The following is a 22,286-nucleotide window of genomic DNA, read 5'->3' on the forward strand; positions in this document are numbered from 1 at the left end:
CAATGCCGACTCAGGGGATGAAGTATGCAGCCGGATGTCAGCGTTGTGCTCATAACGTTCAACGATTCCGCCCGGTTGCCACGCGCTCTCGCCTCCGTGCTGAACCAGTCGCTCCGCAACCTCGAAGTGATCGTCGTGGACGACGCGAGCACCGACGACACCGCCCGTGTCCTCGCCCGCTTCGATGATCCACGGCTCAGGTACATACGCAGGGAGACCAACAGCGGAGGCTGCGGGGCGCCGCGCAACACCGGGATGGACGCGGCCCGCGCCCCGTACATCATGTTCCTGGACAGCGACGACGAGCTGACCAAGCACGCCTGCAAGAGCCTGCTGAGCGAGGTGGAGGGGACCGACGCGGACTTCGCCGCCGGTCAGATCGCCCGCCTGTTCGAGGCCACCGGGCGCGTGCAGCGGTACTACCCGTCCCTGTACCAGCCGCGCCGGGTGGTCGAGGGGATCCGTACCGAGCCCCGCCTGTTCCTCGACGGCTTCGCCACCAACAAGCTGTTCCGTACCGCCTTCCTGCGCGACCACGGCCTGCGTTTCGCCGAGAACATCCATTACGAGGACCACGTCTTCACCGCCGCCCTGTTCTGCGCGTCCCGCCGCTTCGCCGTCGTGCCGTGGGTGGTCTACCTGTGGCACCGCGCGGTCGAGTCGACGTCCATCTCGCTGAACCTGCGGGAGATGGAGAACATCCGGCACCGGGTGCGCGCGGCGCAGACCAGTGACGCGATCCTGCGGGACAACGGCTGCTCGGACCTGGTCGGCGACCGGCAGCAGCGTTTCCTGGTCCAGGACCTGCGCGTCTACCTGAACAAGCTGCCGCACCACACCTCGGTCTGGACCAAGGACTTCGCGTCGGTGGTGCGCCCGTACCTCGACGAGCTCGAACCGGGCGTGCTCGCCCGCGCCGAGCCGATGACCAGGGTGTGCTGCCATCTCATCCGCACCGACCGGTTCGAGGACCTGGTGGTCGCGGCCCGGTCGCTGACCGCCCCGAAGGCCGCCCCGCGTCACGCCATGCTGGTGGACGGCCGGACGTACTGGGGGACGCGCGCCGACCCCGGGATGGAGATCACCGAGCTGCGCCTGGCCGAGCTGCCGTACACCGCGACCAGGATCCGGCACGAGATCTGCGAGATGTCGGCCGAGGGGACGGTCGTGTCGATGACCGTGCGCACCTACGACCCGTTCGCGGTGCTGCGCCGCTGGAAGACGGTGGCCGACCTGACGGTCAAGGGGCTGAAGGTGCCGCTGACGCCGCGACGCCAGGCGGACGGCAGCTACCTCACCCAGATCGAGATGGACCTCGCCGGGGCGAGCCTCGGCCGCCTGGGCTTCGACGGCCGCCGCGACGTGCGCATCGGGTTCACCCGCCCCGACGGGCACCGGACGAGCGACCGGCTGCTGATCGACCCGGCCACGCCCCCGCTGACGTTCACGATCGGCCGGCACGAGGTCATGGTCGGCCCCGAGGGGGACAGCGCGTTCCTGCGGGTCCGCTGGCGGCCGGCGAGCACGCTGCGCCGGATGTCGCGATTGCGCCGGCTCCGCACGCTGGTCGCCCGCACCGACCTTAAGCTGTGGGTGTACCGGCGGCTGATCAAGATCGTCCCGCAGCGCCGTGACCTGGCGTTGTTCGAGTCCGACATCGGCGCCGCCTACACCGGCAACCCGAAGTACATCCACGAGGAGATCCTGCGGCGCGGGCTGCCGCTCCAGGTGCGCTGGTCGGTGCGCGGCGACCGCAGGGGCTTCCCGGCGAGCGTGCCGCTCGTCCGGCGGATGAGCTGGCGGTACGTCTGGACGCTGGCCAGAGCCGGGTACTGGGTGGACACGCACGGCTTCCCGCTGGACTTCCCCAAGCCCAAGGGGACGCGCTACCTGCAGACCTGGCACGGGCAGACGCTCAAGACGGTGGGGTTCGACTCCCCCGACCTGCGCGGCGACTTCCCCGGCCCCCGGGAGCAGTGGCGGTCGGCGGTGGCCCGGTGGGACGCCCTGGTGTCGCCGGGGCCGGAGTTCGAGCGGGTCTTCGTCCCGTCGAACGAGTACACCGGCGCGGTGCTGGGCTTCGGCTCGCCGCGCTGCGACGTGCTCGTCAACGGCGACCCTGGCGCCCTGGCCCGCGTGCGGGCGGCCCTGGAGATCCCCGAGGACCGAAAGATCATGCTGTACGCGCCCACCTACCGCGACCGGTCCAAACGGAGCGGCGCCTCGGTGCGGGTCGACCTGGACGCGCTGGCCGCCGCGCTCGCGGACGAGTGGGTCGTGGTACTGCGCACCCACCCGGCCGAACGGTACAAAGTGCCCCAGCGGATGCGGCACTTCGTCCGGCCCGCCGGGTCCTATCCCGAGGTCAACGATCTCATCCTGGCCTCGGACGCCCTGCTCAGCGACTACTCGTCGATCATCTGCGACTACGCCTGCACCGGGCGGCCCATCCTGCTGTACGCCGACGACTACGACGAGTACGTCCGGGTGGAGCGCGGTCTCAACTACGACCTTCGGGAGATCGCCCCCGGCCCGATGCTGTCGACGACCGGCGAGCTGGTCGCGGCCGTGCGCGGGCTGGCGGCGGTCACCGAGGAGTACGCCGAGCGGTACGCCGACTTCGCCGGCCTGTTCTGCTCGGAGGAGAGCGGCAAGGCCGCCCCCCGGGTGGTCGACGCCTTCTTCCACGGCCTGGGAACGCACCCGTGACGCCGGAACCGGGCCGCACGTCCGTGACGCCGGGACCCACAGCGGGGTCATGCGCGCCGCCGAGCGCGGGGCCTCGCGCATGACGACGGGATGGGACGCGTGAACACGGTCGTCTTCGCCTGCATGGACGCCGACACGCTCGGCGGCATCCAGCAGGTGACCCACACGGTCGCCCAGGGTCTCGCCCTGCGCGGCCACGAGGTCCACGTGGTCGGCCTGCACCGGGCCCCCGACCCGTTCAAATACGTCGAACGGCCCCTGTACGAGCACCACGTGGTGCAACGGCGCCACCTCGGCGACGGCAGCCGGCGGGCCGCGCGGCGGGGGGTGTCCCGGCTGCTCTCCTCCCTCGGGCCCGGGTACGCGGTGCTGACCTCGCCCGGGGTGGTGTCGTGGGTCGCGGACCTGCTGCCGCCCCGGCTGCGCGCGATCGGCCAGTACCACGGCTCGTTCGACCACGCCCGGGGCACCCCGCACTTCGCGGCCGTGCGCCGCGACTACCGGCACCTGGACCAGGCCGTCTTCCTCAGCCCCGAGGACGCGTGGCGGTTCGCCGAGGAGGCGCTGCTGCCGAACGTCACCGACCTGCCCAACCCGCTGCGGGCGTGGCCGGAGCGCACGTCCTTCCTGGACGTGCCGCGCGTGCTCGGGATCGGCCGCCTGGCCGCCGTCAAGCGGTTCGACCGGCTGATCACGGCCTTCGCCCGCGCGTCCCGCACGCAGACGCAGTGGGAGCTCCACCTGATCGGCGACGGCCCCGAGCTGTCCCGCCTGCGCACGCACGCCGCGTCCGCGGGTGTGGCCGGCCGCGTGGTGTTCCGCGGCCGGGTCCCGGCGGCGGAGATCGGCCAGGAGTACCTGAACGGCTCGATCCTCGGCCTGTCCAGCGAGCACGAGGGGTTCCCGCTGGTCGTGGGCGAGGCCGCCTCGTACGGCATGCCGTCGGTCGCCTTCGACGTGTCCGGCGGCGTGCGCTCGCTGGTCCTGGACGGGACGACGGGCGTGCTCGTGCCGCCCTCGGACGTGGACGCGTTCACCGGCGCGCTGGGCGGCCTGATGGCGGACCCGGCACGGCGGCGGCGGCTCGGGGCGGCGGGGCGTGTGCACGCGGAGTCGTTCCGCGCCGACCGGGTCCTCGACCGCTGGGAGGACCTGTTCGCCCGCACCCGCCGCTGAACCCCGGCCGCCCGCCCTGGACGGCGTGCCCTTGGACGAGCCGGGACGCCCGGGTGTCAGCCCTTGACGGGACGGGCCGCCCGGGTGTCAGCTCCAGATGAGCTGGGACGCCCGGGTGGTCAGCCCTTGATGAGCTGGGACGACTCGCGTGGCCTCGGGACGCGGGCGAGCGAGAGCTGGCCGGAGGTGAGCATCGCCGGGAGCGGGCCGGGCTCGCGCAGCCGGTCGAGCCACTCGCGTCCCCGCTGTTTGCTCCAGGACAGCCCGCGCCGCGCGGCCGTCCCCCGGTAGGTGAGCAGGTGCTCGGCCGAGGCCCCGGGCCCGCCGGACAGCTCGTAGCCGCGCGCCTGGAGACGGTCGCCCAGCACCTCCTCGCAGAGCGCGATCTCCCAGGGCGCGAGCCGGGTGGCCCAGCTCCCCACCCGCGCCCGGGTGATGTCCTTGTGGGTGTTGCCGTGCCAGACCTTGCGCGCGGGCACCGCCACCGTCGCCACCCGCCGGGGGTCGCACATCGCCGGGTCGAACTCCTCGCCGATGAATTCGCACAGCTTGGTGAGCTCCGCCTCGGGGTCGGCGGTCAGGTCCTCGTAGCGCATCTCGTGGTAACTGCCGGCGGGCAGGCGCCTGGCGTACCGCCGCCCACGGTCGACCGAGTCGGCCCAGACGGAGATGGCGTGGTACACGTCGAGCCGGAACCACGGCATCTCCTTGAGCGAGGCCACGCAGTCGCGCCCGTCCCGCACGAGGTGGACGAACTGCGCGTCGGGGAACAGCCGGAGCAGCGTCCCGACGTGCTTGACGTAGGCGGGCCGCTTGTCGCCCCAGCGCGGCTTGCCGAACCGCTCGGCGTACGCCCGGAACGCCTCGCCGAGCACCGAGCCCAGCGACCCGGGCCCCTCGACGGCCCTGCGGACGTAGGTCACGCGGTCGACGCCCAGCTCGCGGAACCGGGTCGCCCGGTCGGTCGCGATCCATTCGGCCAGCCGCCGCCGGTTCTCGGCGTCGCGCATGTCCCCGTACGCGCGCCTGCGCAGGTAGGCGGCGAGCAGGAAGCGGGTCTCCGGCGGCACCGCGATCCTCGGGTGCGAGTGCAGCATGAGCTGGAGCAGTGTGGTGCCCGATCGGGGGCACCCGATGACGAAGATCGGCCTGTCTGGACTCATCGTCCTGCACCTCCGTGTCCCATCGCCCTACACCCCTGTGAAGAACGGGTCGGTCCGCACGTGCTGGTCGTCCGCGCCGGCGGTCCTCGGCTCGGCGCGGCCCGCGAGCGCGCGGGTGGACAGCCACATGCGGTAGACGAGGAAGATCTCGTTGAGGACCAGCAGGGCGCCGGCGCAGGTCGTGACGGGCAGCAGCGCGGCGGGCCCGCCCAGCGGCGCGATCACGAACACGGCCGCGTGGAACTCGATCCCACTCATCAGGTGGGTGCGCACCCGGTGCCGGGCGAGGAAGTGGCCGAGGCGCTGCCGCGCGCCCACCGGGGCCTCGGCCTCCCAGGCCGCCGCCTGGTCGTACGGGCCCGAGGACGGCGAGGGCGGCGCGTAGGAGAGGCTCTCGGGGGTGAGGGGCCGGGTGAAGGCGAGGGAGTCGCCGGGGATCGACCCCTGCCTCGGGATCGTGGCCCCGTAGTCGCGCAGCAGGGGGCCGGTGTCGTCCCGGTCGCCGGGCCGCGCGCCGTCGGTCTCCCGCTCGCCCTGCCGGTCGGCGGCCTCCCGCTCCCCGGGCCGGCGGGCCGCGTCCTGGCCAACGGGCCAGGGGGCCGCGTCCTGGCCGATGGGCCAGTGGGCCGCGTCCGGGTCCGTGGGCCAGGGGGCCGCCTCCCGGTCACCAGGCTGGTGGGCCGCCTGGCCGTGGGCGGCGTCCCTGCGGGTGGCGGAGTCGAAGCCCCCCTCCTCGCCGGCCTGGTCGTACGCCTCGGCCATCTGGTCGAAGGGCTCGCCGGACCCGTACCCGTGGTCGGGCGGCTCGTGGGCCCGCGAGGTGTAGTCGGGGAAGTCGTGCGGCTCGGGGAGCAGCGAGCCGCACATGGCGTACCCGGCGCCCTGGTCCAGCGACTCGACGGCCATGGCGTCCCGGACCGCCGCGAGCTCCTCGCGGCGCGCGGCCCGCCTGCGCGACTTCACCGTCTGGCGCACCCGCTTCATCTGCGGGGCGTTGACGTAGCGGAACAGGTCGAGGATGGCGATCCCGGCGCCGAGCAGGACGTAGGCCATGCGCCCGGTCGCGACGTACTGGCCGTAGGCGAGGCCGAACGCGCAGCAGACGACGCGGAACCGGTCGCCCACGTAGTCGAGCCAGAGCCCGAACGGCGTCCCGGTGCCCTTGAGGCGGGCGATCTTGCCGTCCACGCAGTCGATCATGAAGCTGACGTAGAACACCACCGCGCCCAGCACGAGCCGGTTCGCCGCGAAGCAGGCCGCCGACACCATGCCGAGGATCAGCGAGAAGCGGGTCAGGGCGTTCGGCGTGATCTCGGTGCGATTCGCTACGAACAGTGCCACCCGGCAGGCCACCGGGTCGACCATGAACACCGTCCACCATGAGTCTCTGCGTTTGCGCGTCGCGCGGACGTCATCCAGCGAATAGGACCTCATAGCTGCCAGCATGGCCACGTGAAGCCACCGAAAACTCACCGTCTGTAACTAACATGAGATCTCTAGGCGCTTTCTTGACCGGCCTTGGCGACTCTCCTCGGGCGTCTTGACCAGCGCCCTCGCGACGCCGGCCGCCGCGAGGGCCCGTGACCCGCCGCCGGAGGCGACGACCACGCTTCGCACACGGCCGGGCGCCTATCGTAGTGGTCATGACCCGTGCGGGAGGGGGCACGTGACGGAACTCAGCGTCGTCGTCCCGATCTACAACGTCGAGCCGTACCTCGCGGCGTGCCTGGACTCGCTGGCGTCGCAGACCTGGCGCGACATCGAGGTCGTCATGGTCGACGACGGCTCCCCCGACGGCAGCGCCGCCATCGCCGAGCGCTTCGCCGCGCGCGATCGGAGGTTCCGGCTGGTCAGGCAGCCGAACGCCGGCCTCGGCGCCGCGCGCAACACCGGCGTCCTGCACGCCCGAGGAGAGTACCTGGCCTTCGTGGACAGCGACGACCTCGTCCCGGAGTACGCCCTGGAGTACCTCCTGGCGAGCCTGCGCGCGACCGGCTCGGACTTCGCGACCGGCAACGTCGACGTGCTGACCTCGCGGGGACGCAAGCGGTCCCCGATGCACCGCCCGATCTTCCGGGGGTCGGCGGCCGGGACCCACGTGACCCGCCGGCCGGTGCTGCTGTACGACCGGCTCGTGACGAACAAGGTGTGGCGCCGGTCCTTCTGGGACCGCCACGGCCTGCGCTTCCCCGAAGGCGTCCTGTACGAGGACATCCAGGTGGCGATCCCGGCCCATTTCCTGGCCGGGAAGGTCGACGTGCTGGCGGCCCCGGTGTACGTGTGGCGGCGGCACGCCAGCTCCATCACCCGCAACCGGGTGAACATCAGGAGTATGGAGGACCGCTTCGCGGCGGTGGAGTCCGTCCGCCGCTTCCTGGCGGAGCACGGTTCCCGGCGGCACCTTCGCGAATGGGACCGCGTGGCGCTCGACTCCGACCTGCGGATCTTCATGCACCTGCTCGACCGGGCGGACGAGCCGTTCCAGGAACGCTTCCTCGATCTCGCGGGCGGCTACCTCGCCCGCGTCCACCGCGCCTCGACCGACCGCCTCACCGCCGTACGGCGGCTCCAGTGGCACCTCGCGGGCAACCGGATGCTGCCGGAGCTGCTCGAGACGCTGGGCTTCGAGCGGACGACCCAGGACGACCACGCGCGGGCCGTCCGGCACGGGCTGCGCCACTACGGCAGGCTCCCCTTCCTCGACGACCCCCGCTACGCGGTGCCGAGGGAGGTGTACCGGATGCGGGAGGACCTCGTGCTGGCCCAGGAGGTGCGGTCGGTGACCTGGAGCGCAGGCAACCTCCAGTTGTCGGGGCGGGCCCGCGTGCTCCACCTGCGCGCGGCGCGGCGCCGCGACCAGCAGATGGTGGCCTGGCTGGTGCGGAAGGGGACGTTGCGCCGCCTGCCGCTGGGCATCGTCCTCGGGTCGCGGGGCCGCTACCGGTTCACCGTCGACCCTCGGCGGCTGCGCCCCCGGCGGGCGTCCGGGCCGGCGACGTGGACGGTCGAGCTGTGGGTGCACAACCACGGCGTCTTCCACCGGGCCGAGCTCGGGCCGCCGTCCAACGTCAAGGCGCGCGGCCTGGTGAGCAGGCAGGTCGAGGAGGGGGTGTGGGCGCGCCCGCACTGGTCGGACCAGAAGACGCTGCGCATCACGGTCGGCCCGTCCCAGGCCCGCCTGAGCGGCCACCGCCTGGCCGGCGACGACCTGGAGCTGTCGCTCGCGGTGCCGGTCCGGCTCGGCGGCGGGGCCCGGCTGCGGCTGACCCCCCGCCCGGGCGGCGTCGCCCACCACCATCCGCTCGTCCCTGGCGAGCGGCCGGGCACGTTCGGCGTCCGGGTCCCGGCCGGCCCGTTACGGCGGAGCGTGACCGGGCGTCCGTCCGAATGGCGGGCGCATGTGGTGGGGGACGCGATATCCGAGCCGATCGCGGTCACGATGGCCGGCCCGAAGGCCAGGGCGCGTTACACCACCAAGGACCGTGAGATCACGCTGTACCGGACCGCGGCCGACGAGCTGGCGATCCGGGTACGGAATCCGCGGACCATGGCCACCCTGTTTCCGGCGGAGCACCGGCCGATCGTCTGACGGCCCGTGATTCTCCGGGGACCGTCCGTTCGCCATGCCACCCCAATTCGATACCGATATTGCACGATTTATCCGTCTATAGGGGGGTTGGGATAAGGTGGCGCGGCGCTGACGGTAAAGGAGACGGACGATGCGGCGATGGATTCCGATCGTGCTCGCGGCGGTCATGGTGACGCTGGTGGCGGCGCCGCCGGCCTCGGCCCGTACGAGCCGCGCCGTGAACTGCGCGAAGGTGAAATGCATCGCCCTGACCTTCGACGACGGCCCCGGCCCCTACACCGGAAAGCTGCTCGACCTGCTGCGCAAGCACCACACGAAGGTGACGTTCTTCCTGGTCGGCGCGCGCGTGGAGAAGTACCGCAAGACCGCGCTCAGGATGGCCCGCGAGGGCCACGAGATCGGCAACCACACCTGGTCGCACCCGCACCTGACCTCGCTCTCCGACGACGAGATCCGCGAGGAGATCGGCCGGACCCAGGACGCCATCGAGCACGCCACCGGCAAGGCCCCCGGCCTCCTGCGCCCGCCGTACGGCGACACCGACGACCGCGTGGGGTCCGTCGCGGCCGAGATGGGGCTGGCGCAGATCGTGTGGAACGGGACCTCGCGCGACTGGGAGCTGCGAAACACCGTGGCCGTCACCAAGAAGGTGCTCGGGCTGGCCAAGCGGGACCGCGTCGTGCTGATGCACGACGTCTGGCCCGAGACGGTCAAGGCCATGCCGAAGATCCTGGCCACGCTGGAGAAGCGCGGGTATCACGTCGTACCGGTCAGCAAGCTGCTGCGCGGCCGGGAGCTCGGCGCGGGCGAGGTCTACCCGGTCGGCGGCTGGAACTGACCCGGCGGTTCCTGACCTGGTGACCCCGGCGGGTCCTGCGCCGGCGGCTCGGGCGGGCTCGGCGAGAGGGTCTGGCAGGCGCGCAGGCTCCAGTGACTGATGGCCGGGTCGTCGAGCACCGCCGTGATGGTCTCCTCGACCTGCTCGCCGGTGGTGTCGTCCTGGGTGTCGACGCGGATGATGATCTCTCCGTTGGCCTGGCTGAGGTCCTTGCGCCACTGCTCGGGCAGCAGGGCGAGGATCCGGATGCCGTCGATCGGCGAGTCGGCCGACGGGTGCGACGGAGTGGTGTGCATCGTGAGCTCGACCAGCATTGTGTCGTGTCCTCGTCCAGTCCCAGGTGATGCCTTCGGTGCCGGCCGGAGCCGAGTCCCAGATGGTGCTCTCGGTGAGGGTGGTGACCCGCCGATGGCGATGCTACAAGGAACCACGACCGCGCGATCCCGGCTACTCCATTCGCGACGAACTTGAAATTCCCCGGGACTCGGACAATTCCGGCAATTCCCTCTGATTTCCCCGTATGGGGCGCATTCTCGCCGGTAGCCCGGCTCCGCCGGATTCCCATCCCGTCGCAGGCGGGAGGGCTGCTAACGTTGTCCACGGCTCCCGACAAGGTTACTCGCCGATGACCCTCACAAGGCCCATTAAGAAGACGAGGAAGATGAGCGACGTGCACGAAAAGGCCGAACTGTACGCGCTTGACATCTCGGACGTGACCTGGCTCAGCGCGCCCGGGAGCAACTCGGAGGACCGCATCGAGATCGCCTACCTCCCCGGTGGCGCGGTCGCGCTCCGCAACCCGGCCGACCCCAACGGCACCGTGCTGCGCTACACCGCCGCCGAGTGGGAAGCCTTCGTCCTAGGCGTCCGGGACGGCGAGTTCGACGACTGACCCACCCCGCGACGGCCGGGACCTCCTCGGAGGGGTGGCGCGGGCGGGCTACCGGGCGGACGACGGCAGGGCGTGGGCGACGCGGCGGCCCAGGCGCCGCATCGGGCACTCCACATACCGGTAGGTCAGCCAGCTCACCCCGAGCACCACGGACACGAACGCGGCGGCGAGCAGCGCCTGGGCGGCCAGGGGCCGCTCCCGGGGGTCGCCGAACAGGGTGAGGTAGAGCTTCAGCAGCGGGTGGTGCAGCAGGTAGACGGAGTAGCTGATCACGCCCAGCCAGACCAGCACGCGCGGCATCTCCCGGCGGCGGAAGACCATGCCGATCGCGAACGTCGCCCCGGCCAGCGCGATCGTGGTGATCCACACGCGCGGGTACGCCCACCAGCCTGAGGGGAAGGCGAAGACGGGGACGAGCGCCAGCACGACGGTCACGACCGCCACCGTCCGCAGGCCGGAGATCTGCCCCCGCTCCCAGCGGTACAGCACGGTCCCGGTGAACATCACCGACAGGATCGCCGGGCCCAGCCAGGGCGTGCGGCTGCCGAGGAGCACGAGCGTCACCGCGAGGCCCCCGATGAGCAGTGCGCCCGCCATGCGCACCCGCCCGGAACCGGCGACCACGCAGCCGAGGCCGGCGACGAAGACGCCGAGGGCGACGAACGCGGCCGGGGCGCGGGTGAGGGCGGGGGCCGCGAGCAGCAGCCCGACGGCCAGCGAGGCGAGGGCGAACCCGACCGCCCAGGCGCCGCTGCGCCGGTGGAACCCGGCCACGAACAGCGCCGTGACCAGCAGGTAGAACACCATCTCGTACGACAGGGTCCACATCGTGTCGGCCACCCCCGCGGCCCCGACCACGTCGACGAGCATCGTGGCGTGCGCGGCGGCGGTGCCGAGGTCGGGCACGACCGCCTCGCGCAGCGGCACGAGCGCGACCAACCCGAGGACGAGCGCGACGACCAGGAGGTACAGCGGGTAGAGGCGGAAGAACCGGCCGACCCAGAACGCCCTGACGTCACCGCGGTGCTCCAGCGAGGCCGGGATGATGTACCCGCTGACCAGGAAGAACACCAGCACCCCGTACATGCCGAGGTTGAACCAGTAGGGCCGTAACCCCGGCAGGAACCGGTAGAGCATGTGCTCCATCAGGACCGCCGTCGACCCCACTCCCCGGACGGCGTCCAGCCAGGCCAGCCTCGGGCCGGGGGAATCGGAGGACGCCGTCGTCGCCGGGTCGACCGTCGAGGTCGTAAGCATTCGACAAAACTTACCGGCTCCCGGCTTTCAAAACCGTGAACCAGACTTTTCACTGGGTTTGCCCGATCACCCCGACCGCCCGGCCCGGCCGGATCACGGCCGCACCCGCCGGCGGCTCAACCCACCCGATCGCGGGTCTCAGCCGTGGACGGCCCCGGTCACTCCCACTCGATGGTGCCGGGGGGCTTGCTGGTGATGTCGAGGGTCACGCGGTTGATGTCCCGGACCTCGTTGGTGATGCGCGTGGAGATGCGGGCCAGCACGTCGTAGGGGACGCGGGCCCAGTCGGCGGTCATCGCGTCCTCGCTGGTGACCGGGCGGAGCACGACGGGGTGACCGTAGGTGCGGCCGTCGCCCTGGACGCCGACCGAGCGGACCTCCGACAGCAGCACCACCGGGCACTGCCAGATCTCGCGGTCGAGCCCGGCCCTGGACAGCTCCTCGCGGGCGATGGCGTCGGCCTCGCGCAGGACGGTCAGCCGGTCCTGGGTGACCTCGCCGACGATGCGGATGGCGAGGCCGGGGCCGGGGAACGGCTGGCGCCACACCATCGCCGCCGGCAGGCCGAGCTCCTCGCCCGCGCGGCGCACCTCGTCCTTGAACAGGGTGCGCAGCGGCTCGACCAGGGAGAACTTCAGGTCGTCCGGCAGGCCGCCCACGTTGTGGTGTGACTTGATGTTGGCGGTGCCCGTGCCGCCGCCGGACTCGACGACGTCGGGGTAGAGCGTGCCCTGGACCAGGAAGTCGACGGGCCCGGCGGCCAGGATCGCCCGCTGCTCGTCCTCGAAGACCCGGATGAACTCCCGGCCGATGATCTTGCGCTTCTCCTCGGGGTCGGACACCCCGTTCAGGGCCTTGAGGAACCGCTCGGCCGCGTCCACCACCCGCAGCTTGACGCCCGTGGCGGCCACGAAGTCGCGCTCGACCTGCTCGGCCTCGCCCTTGCGCAGCAGCCCGTGGTCCACGAAGACGCAGGTGAGGCGGTCGCCGATCGCCCGCTGGACGATCGCGGCGGCCACGGCGGAGTCGACGCCGCCCGACAGCCCGCAGATCGCCCGCCCCTCGGGCCCGACCTGCTGGCGCACCGCCTCGACGGCGTCCTCGACGATGTTGAGCATGGTCCAGGTGGGGAGGCAGCCGGCGGCGTCCAGGAAGTGGCGCATGACGGCCTGGCCGTGCTCGGAGTGCATCACCTCGGGGTGGAACTGCACCCCGTACAGGCCCCGCTCGCGGCACTCCATCGCCGCGACCGGGGTGTCGCGCGTCCAGGCGGTGACCTCGAAGCCCGGAGGGGCGGCGGCCACGCTGTCACCGTGGGACATCCAGACCGACTGGGCGGCGGGGAGGCCGGCGAAGAGCACGCCCTCGCTCCCGACCGCGAGCGGTGTGCCGCCGTACTCGGCGATGCCCGTCTGGGCGACCTGGCCGCCGAGGACGCGGGCCATCTCCTGGAACCCGTAGCAGATGCCGAAGGTCGGCACGCCGGTGTCGAACAGCCCCTCGGGGGCGGCCGGGGCACCCTCGGCGTACACCGACGCGGGGCCGCCGGACAGGATGATCGCCTTCGGGTTCCGGGCGAGCATCTCGCTCACCGGCATGCTGGAGGGGACGATCTCGGAGTACACGTGGCACTCACGGACCCGCCGGGCGATCAACTGCGCGTATTGCGCGCCGAAGTCGACGACCAGGACCGTGTCGAACTCTGACACCGAAAAGACCCCCCAAGAGCTGCCGCGGTCCCCCAGTCTATCGGCGCCCGCGTACGGCGGGACGCCGCGTGTTGATCTACCGGCGGGGATGAACCTCGGCCTCCTGAGATGCGTCGTAGGGGCATGAGGACTTCGATCGGTACGGCCGCGCTCGTCGCGCTCGCCGCTGGGCTGGTGGCGACGGCGTGCACGGACGGTGGCGGCGTCGCCACCGTGCCCAAGGCCGGCGAGCCCGTGACGCTGGGTGACATCAAGCTGGTCTCCTACTCCGGATGCGACGACATGCTGGAGGCCCTGCGCGGGGCCACGGCGCGCAACGTCGGCCCGTGGGGCCTCGGCGGGGACATGATCTACACCGACCTCGGCTCGCGGCGCGACGCCGTGGCGAAATCCGTCGGGCAGACCTCCGAGCCCGCCTACTCCACGACGAACGTGAACGAGGCCGGCGTCGACGAGCCCGACCTGGTCAAGACCGACGGAAAACGGATCATCAGCTACAGCCGGGGCGTGCTGCGCGTCGTGGACGTGGCGTCCAAGAAGGTCACCGGCAGCCTGCGGCTCGTGCCGTCCCAGCAGCGGTGGGCCCCCGGCGAACTGCTGGTGCACGGCGACCGGGCCCTGGTGATCTTCGGCGGCGGCGGCATCCTGCCGCTGGGCGCGACGGCCAAGCGCGCCGCGAGCCCCGGCCCGAAGTACGTGCTGGTCGACCTGAAGGACATGAAGTCGCTGGGATCGATCATCCCGATGGGCTCGCACGTCGACGCCCGCCTCGTCGGCTCCACCGTGCGCATCGTCGTCAGGTCGCAGCCCGAGATCACCTTCCCCCCTGGCCGCGACGGCGACACCGAGAAGATCCTCCTCAAGCGCAACCAGGACGTCGTGCGCGCCGCGCCGGTCGACGCCTGGCTCCCCTCCTACGAGGTCACCGGGCCCGACGGGGCGCCCCACAAGGAGAAGGTGAAGTGCGAGCAGGTCAGCCATCCCGAGGAGTACACCGGGACCTCGATGCTGACCGTGCACACGATCGACCTCGAGGGCACGCTCGACGCCGGTGACCCGATCAGCGTGGCCGCCGACGGCGACACCGTGTACGCCACCCCGTCCAGCCTGTACGTCACCAGCAACCCCCGCTGGTGGTTCCGGCGCATGATCGACGACACGCCCACGACGGAGACGACCCCCGCCATCACCTCCCCCACGCCGACGCTGACCGACCCCATCTCCACGCCGGTGGCGAGTGCGTCAGCCACGAGCACCGGCCCGGCCGCGGGGAACACCGAGGCGTCCCCGAGCGCCACGGTCGTCGCGCCCAAGGACCCGGTCAGCTCGGCGCCCGCCGAGAAGGTCGAGCCGAGCGACGACCCGGCGATGCCGTCCCTGCTGCCCGAGTCCCCGGCGCCGGTGGACACCCCGACAGTCGTGCCGCCGAGCGCGGTGGACACCCCGACGGCCGTACCGCCGAGCCCGGCCGGGACCCCGACGGCCGAGCCCTCGCCGCCGGAGCGTACCGAAGTGCACCGGTTCGACATCACCAAGCCGGGCGCGCCCAGGTACGTCGCCTCCGGGGCGGTCCCCGGACGCCTGCTCAACCAGTACTCCCTGTCGGACTACGAGGGGAACCTGAGGGTCGCCACGACCTCCCTGGGTGAGAAGCTCGACCAGGCCAAGGCTTCGAGCGCCGTCTACGTGCTGAACGCCGACACGCTCGCGAAGGTCGGCGAGGTCTCCGGCCTCGGCTCCGGGGAGCGGATCTACTCGGTGCGCTTCATCGGCCCGGTGGGGTACGTCGTGACGTTCCGGCAGGTGGACCCGCTGTACACGCTGGACCTGCGCGACCCGGCCCGGCCGAAGGTCACCGGCGAGCTGAAGATCACCGGCTACTCCGCCTACCTGCACCCGGCCGGCGACGGGCGGCTCATCGGCATCGGGCAGGAGGCGAGCGAGGAGGGCAGGACGCAGGGCACCCAGGTCTCGCTGTTCGACGTCAGCGACCCGGCCAAGCCGGCCCGGCTGTCCCGGTTCCACCAGAAGGACGCCGGTTCCGAGGCCGAGTGGGACCCGCACGCGTTCCTGTACTGGCCCTCGGCCGGCATCGCGGTGGTACCGCTCAACAGCTACGGCGGCAGGACCGACAGCCCGGAGTCGGCCGCGCTGGTGCTGAAGGTCGGGGACACCTCGATCACCAGGACCGGGCTGATCACCCATCCCAAGCAGGACGGCGGCGGTGGCGGAGGCTTCGCGCCGGACGACTCGATGATCCGCCGCAGCCTGGTCATCGGCGGCACGCTGTGGACGGTCTCCGACCAGGGGCTCAAGGCCAGTGACGCGACCTCCCTGGACGACCAGGGCTGGGTCCCCTTCACCACCTGAGCCCGCCCGCCTCCCGGGCGTCCGTACGAGCCTCGGCGAAAGGCCGGGACGGACGCCCCACGGACACGCCGAGCCCGGACCCGCGCGCACGGGTCCGGGCTCGGCGTCTGAACGTCCGCCGGGCGCGGGGTCAGATCGTCTCGGGTTCCCCCACCGGGACGATCTCGGGGGCGCCGAGGCGGATGGCGTCCGCCTCCTGGTCGGTGTCCTGCTCCTGTGAGGCCCGCTCGGCCTCGACCCGCTTGGCGTAGTACTCGACCTCGCGCTTGACCTGCTCGGCGTCCCATCCGAGCGGCCCGGCCATCAGCTCGGCGGCCTCCTGGGCGACGGCCGTGCCCCGGTGGAAGGTCTCGATCGAGATGCGCGTGCGGCGGGTGAGCGCGTCGTTGAGATGACGCGCCCCCTCGTGCGTGGCCGCGTAGACGATCTCGGCCCGCAGGTAGTCGTCGGCGCCGGTCAGCGGGCGGGCCAGCGACGGGTCGCGCTCGATCAGCGCCAGCACCTCGTCGATCAGCGACCCGTACCTCTGCAGCAGGTGCTCGATGCGGGCGACGTGCAGGCCCGAGGAGCGGGCCAGCCGGTGGCGCGAGTTCCACAGCGCCTGGTAGCCCTCGGCGCCCACCAGCGGGATCCTGTCGGTGCAGGACGGCGGCACGCGCTGGTCCAGGCCGTGCGCGACCGCGTCGACCGCGTCCTTGGCCATGAGGCGGTACGTCGTGTACTTCCCGCCCGCGATCATCACCAGGCCCGGGACCGGGTGGGTGACGACGTGCTCGCGCGACAGCTTGGAGGTCTCCTCGGACTCGCCGGCCAGCAGCGGGCGCAGCCCCGCGTACACGCCCTCCACGTCGTCACGGGTCAGCGGCACCGACAGGACCGCGTTGACGTGGTCGAGGACGTAGTCGATGTCCTGGCGCGAGGCGGCCGGGTGCGCCTTGTCGAGCGACCACTGCGTGTCGGTGGTGCCGACGATCCAGTGGCGCCCCCACGGGATCACGAACAGCACCGACTTCTCGGTGCGCAGGATGATGCCGGTGAGCGAGTGGATGCGGTCGCGCGGCACGACGAGGTGGACGCCCTTGGACGCGCGCACGTGGATCTGCCCGCGCCCGCCGACCATCTCCTGGATCTCGTCGGTCCACACGCCGGTGGCGTTGACGACCTGGCGGGCGCGGATGTCGAACTCCGCGCCGGTCTCCAGGTCACGCACCCGCACGCCGGTCACCCGCTCGCCCTCGCGCAGGAAGCTGACGACCTTGGTGCGCGACACGACGTGCGCCCCGTAGGCGGCGGCGGTCCGCAGCATCGTCGTGACGTGCCGCGCGTCGTCCACCTGGGCGTCCCAGTACTGCACCGCGCCGGTGAGCGAGGACCGGCGCAGCGCGGGGGCCAGCCGCAGGGCGCGCCGCCGCGACAGGTGCCGGTGCCCGGGTACGCCCCTGGACAGGCCGGTCGAGAAGCCCAGCGAGTCGTACAGCGTGAGTCCCGCGCCGACGTACGGCCGTTCCCAGATGTGGTGGGTGAGCGGGAACAGGAACGGGACCGGGCGCACGAGGTGCGGGGCGAGCCGTTGCAGGAGCAGCGCCCGCTCCTGGAGCGCCTCGCGTACGAGGTCGAAGTTGAGCTGCTCCAGGTAGCGGAGGCCGCCGTGGATCAGCTTGGAGGAGCGTGAGGAGGTCCCTGAGGCGAAGTCGCGCGCCTCGACCAGGCCGACGGAGAGCCCCCGGGTCACGGCGTCGAGCGCGACGCCCGAGCCGACCACCCCGCCGCCGACCACGATCACGTCGAGCTCGTGGTCGGGGGCGGACATCCGGGCGAGCGCCGCGGCCCGCTGGGCGGGTCCGATGCGTGCCGAATGCATCCCACCGCCTCGGGACTCCGCGTCGGCGCCATCCCGAACCTGACCGTCACCGTGCTGGATGTCCACGATCACACCGTCCCGCCTGAAACCGCCATCGCCATCACCGTGTCCGCCTCTTCGCGGTCCCGGGCTCATCCTGAGGCCTGAGCGCCTCATCCCCGGACCTGACCCGCCGGGTCCCCTGACCGGTGTCGCCCGGTCCAACCCCGTTGACCGCGTGAACCGGCATCGTGACCCCCCTCGGGTTGGCTTGTCGCATTGTGTCCTATTTCTACCCGCGAGTAGATAGCCGCATGCCCTGAGCGGACCGGGCCGGGGACCACGCTCCGCACGGCCGTCGACTCACGTGCCGCGCGCCGTCACAGGGGTGCCCCTCCGTCACCGGCTTCACCGGCCGGCCGAGGTAGATTTTCGCCACGCCCACCGAACCGGAGATCTTTCCGGCCCGCCAGGGGGCGCCGGTCGGGGGGTGGCCGGTCGGCGAGGATGTCGCGGACCATGGAGATCCGGCACCGGACCACCCAGGCGCTCAGGGCCATCCAGGTTCGCAAGACCATCCAGGTTCGCAAGACCATCCGGCCTCAGACGCGGACCACCTCGACGCCCGCGGCCGTGAACTCCGCCGCCGCGTCGTCGGACAGGCCGACGTCGGTGATCAGCATGCCGATGCGCTGGATGTCGCAGATCTTGGCGAAGGCGCGGCGCCCGGCCTTGGACGCGTCCGCCACGGCCACGACGCGGGCGGCCCGGCCGATCAGCAGGTCGTTCACGCTGGCCTCGCCCTCGTGGTTGGCGGACGCGCCCGCCGCGGCGTCGATGCCGTCGACCCCGAGGAAGGCGATGTCCAGGGTGACCTGTTCCAGCACCCCGTTGGCGAGCGGGCCGATCAGCTCGTACGACTGCGGCCGGGCGACGCCGCCGGTCACGACCAGCTTCACGTTCTGCCGCACGGTCAGCTCGGCGGCGATGTTGAGCGCGTTGGTCACGACGGTCAGCCGGGTGCCGGGGTCGGCTCGCAGGGCCAGCGTCCGGGCCACCTCGGACGTCGTCGTGCCGCCGTTCATGCCGACGATGGCCCCGGGCGGGACCAGTTCGGCCGCCGCCTCGGCGATGCGCTGCTTCTCCCCGGCGTGCCTCGCGGTCTTGTAGCGGAGCGGCAGGTCGTAGCTGACACTCTGGGCGACGGCCCCGCCGCGCGTGCGCATGAGCATCTGCTGCTGGGAGAGCTCGTCGAAGTCGCGGCGGATGGTCGCCGTCGAGACCTCGAGCGTCTCGGCGGCCTCCTCGACCGTCAGGCGTCCGTGCTGAGCCAGCAGCTCCAGCAGGGTGTTCCACCGTTCATACCGGCTCATGGTCCCAAAGCGTGGCACAGTCCCCGGCCCCGTACACCAACGCATCGGCCACTCGATGCACAATCGTGCTCAGTTCTGCTATAAAAAGTGCAGAACAAATCAAACAGGAGGAACCGGCCCGTGACGACGCACACCGAGACCGAGATCGCTTCTCAGCCGGCCTGCTGGAGCCGCGCGGCGGAGCTGGCCGGCACCGCGGCGCTCCCCCGGCCGGGCGAGCGCGTGGCCGTGATCGGCTGCGGCACCTCCTGGTTCATCGCCCAGTCCTACGCCGCCCTGCGCGAGGCCGCGGGGCACGGCGAGACCGACGCGTTCGCCGCCTCGGAGTTCCCGCTCGGCCGCGCGTACGACCGGGTGCTGGCGCTGACCCGCTCAGGGACCACGACCGAGGTGCTGGACGTGCTGCGCCGCGTCGAGGGCACCAGGACCACGGCCGTCACCGCCGACCCGCACACGCCCGTCATGGCGCTCGCGGACGAGGTCGTCGTGCTCGACTTCGCCGACGAGAGGTCCGTGGTGCAGACCCGCTTCGCCACCACGCAGCTCGCGCTGCTCCGCGCCCACCTCGGCGAGGACCTGACCCGGGCCGTCGCCGACGTGACGGCGGCGATCTCCGAGCCGGTCCCCGCGGAGCTGATCGGCGCCGAGCAGTTCTCCTTCCTCGGCCGGGGCTGGACGTACGGCCTGGCCCAGGAGGCGGCGCTGAAGATGCGCGAGGCCTCGCGCTCGTGGACCGAGGCGTACCCGGCCATGGAGTATCGCCACGGCCCGATCAGCATCGCCGGCCCCGGCCGCGTCACGTGGGCGCTCGGCACCGCCCCCGAGGGCCTGGCCGAGGACGTGCGCGACACCGGGGGCACGTTCGTCGCCGGCGGCGCCGACCCGATGGCCGAACTGGTCCGGGTACAGCGGCTCGCCGTGGCCCGCGCCCACGCCCGGAACCTGGACCCCGACCACCCCCTCCACCTGACCCGCTCAGTGATCCTCTCCTCATGACCACCCCCCACCCACACACGGTCGCCACCCCCGCCCACGCACGTAGTGGGGACGTGGGTGGCGACTCCCCACTCCGCGTGCGCGTGGTGGGGGCCGTCCCGGGGACCAGTCCGGTGCGACCTGTGATCCTGTCCCCATGAGCATCACACTCGCCGACGCCCGCATCGTGACCCCCGATGGTGTGCACGAGGGCTGGATCACCATCGAGGACGGCCGGTTCACCCACATCGGCCAGGGCCAGGCCCCCCGCGACGGGCACGGGCTGGCCGGGCGGTACGTCGTCCCCGGCTTCGTCGACATCCACACCCACGGCGGGGCCGGGGGTTCGTTCCCCTCGGGCGACCAGGACCAGGCTCGCAGGGCCGCGGCCTTCCACGCCGCGCACGGCACCACGACGATCATGGCGAGCCTCGTCACCGCGTCGCTGCCCGACCTGGCCCGCGCCACGGCCTCACTCGCGGACCTGTGCGACGACGGGCTGCTCGCCGGGATCCACTTCGAGGGGCCCTACATCGCCCGGTCGCGCTGCGGCGCGCACGACCCGGCCAAGCTGCGCGACCCCTCCCCCGGCGAGCTGTCCGGCCTGCTCAAGGCCGGGCGCGGGCACGTGCGGATGGTCACCGTCGCGTCCGAGCTGCCCGGCGGCCTGGACACCGTGCGCGCGGCCGCCGCCGAAGGCGTGATCGCGGCCCTCGGGCACAGCGACGCCACCTACGAGCAGGCCATCGAGGCCATCGAGGCGGGCTGCACCGTCGCCACCCACCTGTACAACGCCCTGCCCCCGCTGCACCACCGCGAGCCCGGGCCGATGGCCGCGCTGCTGGAGGACGAGCGGGTGACCGTCGAGCTGATCAACGACGGGGTGCACGTCCACCCGGCGATGGTTCGGCTGGCGACCGCCGTCGCCGGCCCCGCCCGCACGGCGCTGATCACCGACGCGATGGGGGCGGCCGGGATGGGCGACGGGACCTACCGGCTGGGGTCCATGGAGGTCACCGTGACCGGCGGCACCGCCCGGCTCACCGAAGGCGGCGCCATCGCGGGCAGCACGCTGACCATGGACGTCGCCTTCCGGCGCGCCGTGCTCGACGCGGGGCTGCCGGTGGCCGTGGCCGCCGAGATGGCCTCGCTCACCCCCGCCCGTGTCCTCGGCGTGGACGACCGCGTGGGCTCGATCACGGTCGGCAAAACCGCCGACCTGCTCGTCCTCAACGACGACCTCACCCTCCAGGGCGTCATGCGCCACGGCTCCTGGCTCACCTCCCCATGACCGCCTCCCCGCCACGTCGAACACCACGGACCCTGGACCACCCCGCCGTGGCCGCCTCCCCGGCGCGGCGTCCGTACTGAGATCGGAGTTGGAACCATGCCCGTCGTGACCACCGGCGCCATCGTGCACCAGGCCCCCGCGGCCGTGGGGGCCTTCAACGTGATCCAGTTGGAGCACGCCGAGGCCATCGTGACCGGTGCCGAGGCGGCGGGCGTGCCCGTGGTCCTGCAGATCAGCGAGAACTGCGTCCGGTACCACCGGGCGCTGAAGCCGCTCGCCCTCGCGTGCCTGGCCGTCGCGGAGGCGTCGGCCGTCCCGGTGGCCGTGCATCTCGACCACGCCACCGACCGGGACCTGGTCGAGGAGGCGGTGCGCCTGGGCCTCGGCTCGGTGATGTTCGACGCCTCGGCGCTGTCGGACGCCGCGAACGTGGCGGCGACCGCCGACGTGGCGGCCTGGTGCCACGAGCGGGGCGTCTGGGTCGAGGCAGAGCTGGGCGAGATCGGCGGCAAGGACGGCGTGCACGCTCCTGGCGCGCGCACCAAGCCGTCGGAGGCCGTCTCCTACGTGTCCGCGACGGGAGTGGACGCCCTGGCCGTGGCCGTGGGCAGCTCGCACGCCATGACGACCAAGGACGCCGTGCTCGACCTTGACCTGATCGGCGAGCTGCGCGGCGCGGTGCCGGTGCCGCTGGTGCTGCACGGATCGTCGGGCGTCCCGGACGACGTCCTCCGCGAGGCCGTGCGGCGCGGCATGAAGAAGATCAACATCGCCACGCACCTCAACAAGGCCTTCACCGGCGCCGTACGCGCCTACCTGACCGCCGACCCCAAAACCGTCGACTCCCGCAAATACCTAACCCCCGCCCGAGACGCCGTCACCCAAGAAGTAACCCACCTCCTAACCCTCCTCACCTCCCCCTGAACCCCCCACCGCGAGGCGGCCGGCATTGGCGGGGTGCGGGTCAGCGGACCCGGGGACGGACGCGAGACCCCGATCCCCCATCACAAGACGCCGGTGGTGGGTGGGGGTGGTCAGTGGACCCGGGGACGAACGTGAGGTCCCGTCCCCTCGTCGCGAGGCGGCGGGGGCCGGTGGGGTGGG

At 72.3% G+C, this 22,286-nt stretch carries 16 protein-coding genes; 9 read left to right on the forward strand and 7 right to left on the reverse strand.

Annotated features, from left to right (window positions below):
* The first annotated feature begins 24 nt into the window (after window positions 1–24).
* On the forward strand, window positions 25–2,709 hold the full coding sequence (locus NYZ98_RS35285; protein WP_262848497.1) for a bifunctional glycosyltransferase/CDP-glycerol:glycerophosphate glycerophosphotransferase: 2,685 nt from the start codon (window positions 25–27) through the stop codon (window positions 2,707–2,709).
* 90 nt (window positions 2,710–2,799) lie between these two features.
* Window positions 2,800–3,885, forward strand: coding sequence for a glycosyltransferase (locus NYZ98_RS35290; RefSeq protein ID WP_262848499.1), 1,086 nt, complete (start codon window positions 2,800–2,802; stop codon window positions 3,883–3,885).
* Between the two features lie 119 nt (window positions 3,886–4,004).
* Here NYZ98_RS35290 and NYZ98_RS35295 read toward each other — a convergent pair whose 3' ends face one another.
* Window positions 4,005–5,048, reverse strand: a complete 1,044-nt coding sequence (locus tag NYZ98_RS35295; protein WP_262848501.1) for a sulfotransferase family protein — start codon at window positions 5,046–5,048, stop codon at window positions 4,005–4,007.
* Between the two features lie 27 nt (window positions 5,049–5,075).
* Window positions 5,076–6,482 (reverse strand): CDP-alcohol phosphatidyltransferase family protein, encoded by a 1,407-nt coding sequence (locus tag NYZ98_RS35300; protein WP_262848503.1) that lies wholly within the window; start codon window positions 6,480–6,482, stop codon window positions 5,076–5,078.
* A 232-nt stretch (window positions 6,483–6,714) separates the two neighbouring features.
* Here NYZ98_RS35300 and NYZ98_RS35305 point away from each other — a divergent pair, with 232 nt between their 5' ends.
* The gene (locus tag NYZ98_RS35305; protein ID WP_262848505.1) at window positions 6,715–8,637 is read left to right on the forward strand and encodes a glycosyltransferase; all 1,923 of its coding nucleotides are present in this window, start codon (window positions 6,715–6,717) and stop codon (window positions 8,635–8,637) included.
* Between the two features lie 130 nt (window positions 8,638–8,767).
* Window positions 8,768–9,475: a polysaccharide deacetylase family protein gene (locus NYZ98_RS35310; RefSeq protein ID WP_262848507.1), complete on the forward strand. Its 708-nt coding sequence runs from the start codon at window positions 8,768–8,770 to the stop codon at window positions 9,473–9,475.
* On the opposite strand, the gene NYZ98_RS35315 is transcribed toward NYZ98_RS35310, so the two are convergent.
* Window positions 9,451–9,789 carry a hypothetical protein gene (locus NYZ98_RS35315; RefSeq protein ID WP_262848509.1) on the reverse strand — a complete coding sequence of 113 codons (339 nt, stop codon included), beginning with the start codon at window positions 9,787–9,789 and terminating at the stop codon, window positions 9,451–9,453. The genes NYZ98_RS35310 and NYZ98_RS35315 overlap by 25 nt on opposite strands.
* 347 nt (window positions 9,790–10,136) lie before the next feature.
* Here NYZ98_RS35315 and NYZ98_RS35320 point away from each other — a divergent pair, with 347 nt between their 5' ends.
* The gene (locus NYZ98_RS35320) at window positions 10,137–10,367 is read left to right on the forward strand and encodes a DUF397 domain-containing protein (protein ID WP_262848511.1); all 231 of its coding nucleotides are present in this window, start codon (window positions 10,137–10,139) and stop codon (window positions 10,365–10,367) included.
* A 48-nt stretch (window positions 10,368–10,415) separates the two neighbouring features.
* Here the strand turns inward: NYZ98_RS35320 and NYZ98_RS35325 are convergent, their stop codons facing one another.
* Together NYZ98_RS35325 and guaA are read right to left on the reverse strand one after the other, a co-directional pair.
* Window positions 10,416–11,624: an acyltransferase family protein gene (locus NYZ98_RS35325; RefSeq protein WP_262848513.1), complete on the reverse strand. Its 1,209-nt coding sequence runs from the start codon at window positions 11,622–11,624 to the stop codon at window positions 10,416–10,418.
* 158 nt (window positions 11,625–11,782) lie between these two features.
* Window positions 11,783–13,333, reverse strand: coding sequence for a glutamine-hydrolyzing GMP synthase (gene guaA, locus NYZ98_RS35330; protein WP_262848515.1), 1,551 nt, complete (start codon window positions 13,331–13,333; stop codon window positions 11,783–11,785).
* Between the two features lie 123 nt (window positions 13,334–13,456).
* Between guaA and NYZ98_RS35335 the strand changes: the two genes are divergently transcribed.
* A complete protein-coding gene (locus NYZ98_RS35335; protein ID WP_262848517.1) occupies window positions 13,457–15,703 on the forward strand; it encodes a beta-propeller domain-containing protein in 2,247 nt (748 codons plus the stop codon).
* A 130-nt stretch (window positions 15,704–15,833) separates the two neighbouring features.
* Here the strand turns inward: NYZ98_RS35335 and NYZ98_RS35340 are convergent, their stop codons facing one another.
* Both NYZ98_RS35340 and NYZ98_RS35345 read right to left on the reverse strand, forming a co-directional pair.
* Window positions 15,834–17,564, reverse strand: a complete 1,731-nt coding sequence (locus tag NYZ98_RS35340) for a glycerol-3-phosphate dehydrogenase/oxidase (RefSeq protein WP_262848519.1) — start codon at window positions 17,562–17,564, stop codon at window positions 15,834–15,836.
* Between the two features lie 581 nt (window positions 17,565–18,145).
* Window positions 18,146–18,916 carry a DeoR/GlpR family DNA-binding transcription regulator gene (locus tag NYZ98_RS35345; RefSeq protein WP_262848521.1) on the reverse strand — a complete coding sequence of 257 codons (771 nt, stop codon included), beginning with the start codon at window positions 18,914–18,916 and terminating at the stop codon, window positions 18,146–18,148.
* A 120-nt stretch (window positions 18,917–19,036) separates the two neighbouring features.
* Between NYZ98_RS35345 and NYZ98_RS35350 the strand changes: the two genes are divergently transcribed.
* The 3 genes from NYZ98_RS35350 to NYZ98_RS35360 all read left to right on the forward strand — a co-directional run bounded on the left by NYZ98_RS35350 (window position 19,037) and on the right by NYZ98_RS35360 (window position 22,106).
* Window positions 19,037–19,912, forward strand: coding sequence for an SIS domain-containing protein (locus NYZ98_RS35350; protein ID WP_262848523.1), 876 nt, complete (start codon window positions 19,037–19,039; stop codon window positions 19,910–19,912).
* Window positions 19,913–20,048: 136 nt separating this feature from the next.
* Window positions 20,049–21,182 (forward strand): N-acetylglucosamine-6-phosphate deacetylase, encoded by a 1,134-nt coding sequence (gene nagA, locus NYZ98_RS35355; RefSeq protein WP_262848525.1) that lies wholly within the window; start codon window positions 20,049–20,051, stop codon window positions 21,180–21,182.
* A gap of 96 nt (window positions 21,183–21,278) precedes the next feature.
* The gene (locus tag NYZ98_RS35360; protein ID WP_262848527.1) at window positions 21,279–22,106 is read left to right on the forward strand and encodes a class II fructose-bisphosphate aldolase; all 828 of its coding nucleotides are present in this window, start codon (window positions 21,279–21,281) and stop codon (window positions 22,104–22,106) included.
* The last annotated feature ends 180 nt before the right edge of the window (window positions 22,107–22,286 follow it).

This window comes from Sphaerisporangium corydalis (assembly GCF_025506355.1).
Lineage (GTDB): Bacteria > Actinomycetota > Actinomycetes > Streptosporangiales > Streptosporangiaceae > Sphaerisporangium > Sphaerisporangium corydalis.

Coding starts and splice junctions, on each gene's coding strand:
- NYZ98_RS35315 (WP_262848509.1), bottom strand. CDS start 9,789: ATGCTGGTCGAGCTCACGATGCACACCACTCCGTCGCACCCGTCGGCC.
- NYZ98_RS35340 (WP_262848519.1), bottom strand. CDS start 17,564: ATGCATTCGGCACGCATCGGACCCGCCCAGCGGGCCGCGGCGCTCGCC.
- NYZ98_RS35295 (WP_262848501.1), bottom strand. CDS start 5,048: ATGAGTCCAGACAGGCCGATCTTCGTCATCGGGTGCCCCCGATCGGGC.
- NYZ98_RS35345 (WP_262848521.1), bottom strand. CDS start 18,916: ATGAGCCGGTATGAACGGTGGAACACCCTGCTGGAGCTGCTGGCTCAG.
- NYZ98_RS35310 (WP_262848507.1), top strand. CDS start 8,768: ATGCGGCGATGGATTCCGATCGTGCTCGCGGCGGTCATGGTGACGCTG.
- nagA (WP_262848525.1), top strand. CDS start 20,049: ATGAGCATCACACTCGCCGACGCCCGCATCGTGACCCCCGATGGTGTG.
- NYZ98_RS35290 (WP_262848499.1), top strand. CDS start 2,800: ATGGGACGCGTGAACACGGTCGTCTTCGCCTGCATGGACGCCGACACG.
- NYZ98_RS35285 (WP_262848497.1), top strand. CDS start 25: ATGCAGCCGGATGTCAGCGTTGTGCTCATAACGTTCAACGATTCCGCC.
- NYZ98_RS35300 (WP_262848503.1), bottom strand. CDS start 6,482: ATGAGGTCCTATTCGCTGGATGACGTCCGCGCGACGCGCAAACGCAGA.
- NYZ98_RS35325 (WP_262848513.1), bottom strand. CDS start 11,624: ATGCTTACGACCTCGACGGTCGACCCGGCGACGACGGCGTCCTCCGAT.
- NYZ98_RS35360 (WP_262848527.1), top strand. CDS start 21,279: ATGCCCGTCGTGACCACCGGCGCCATCGTGCACCAGGCCCCCGCGGCC.
- NYZ98_RS35320 (WP_262848511.1), top strand. CDS start 10,137: ATGAGCGACGTGCACGAAAAGGCCGAACTGTACGCGCTTGACATCTCG.
- NYZ98_RS35335 (WP_262848517.1), top strand. CDS start 13,457: ATGAGGACTTCGATCGGTACGGCCGCGCTCGTCGCGCTCGCCGCTGGG.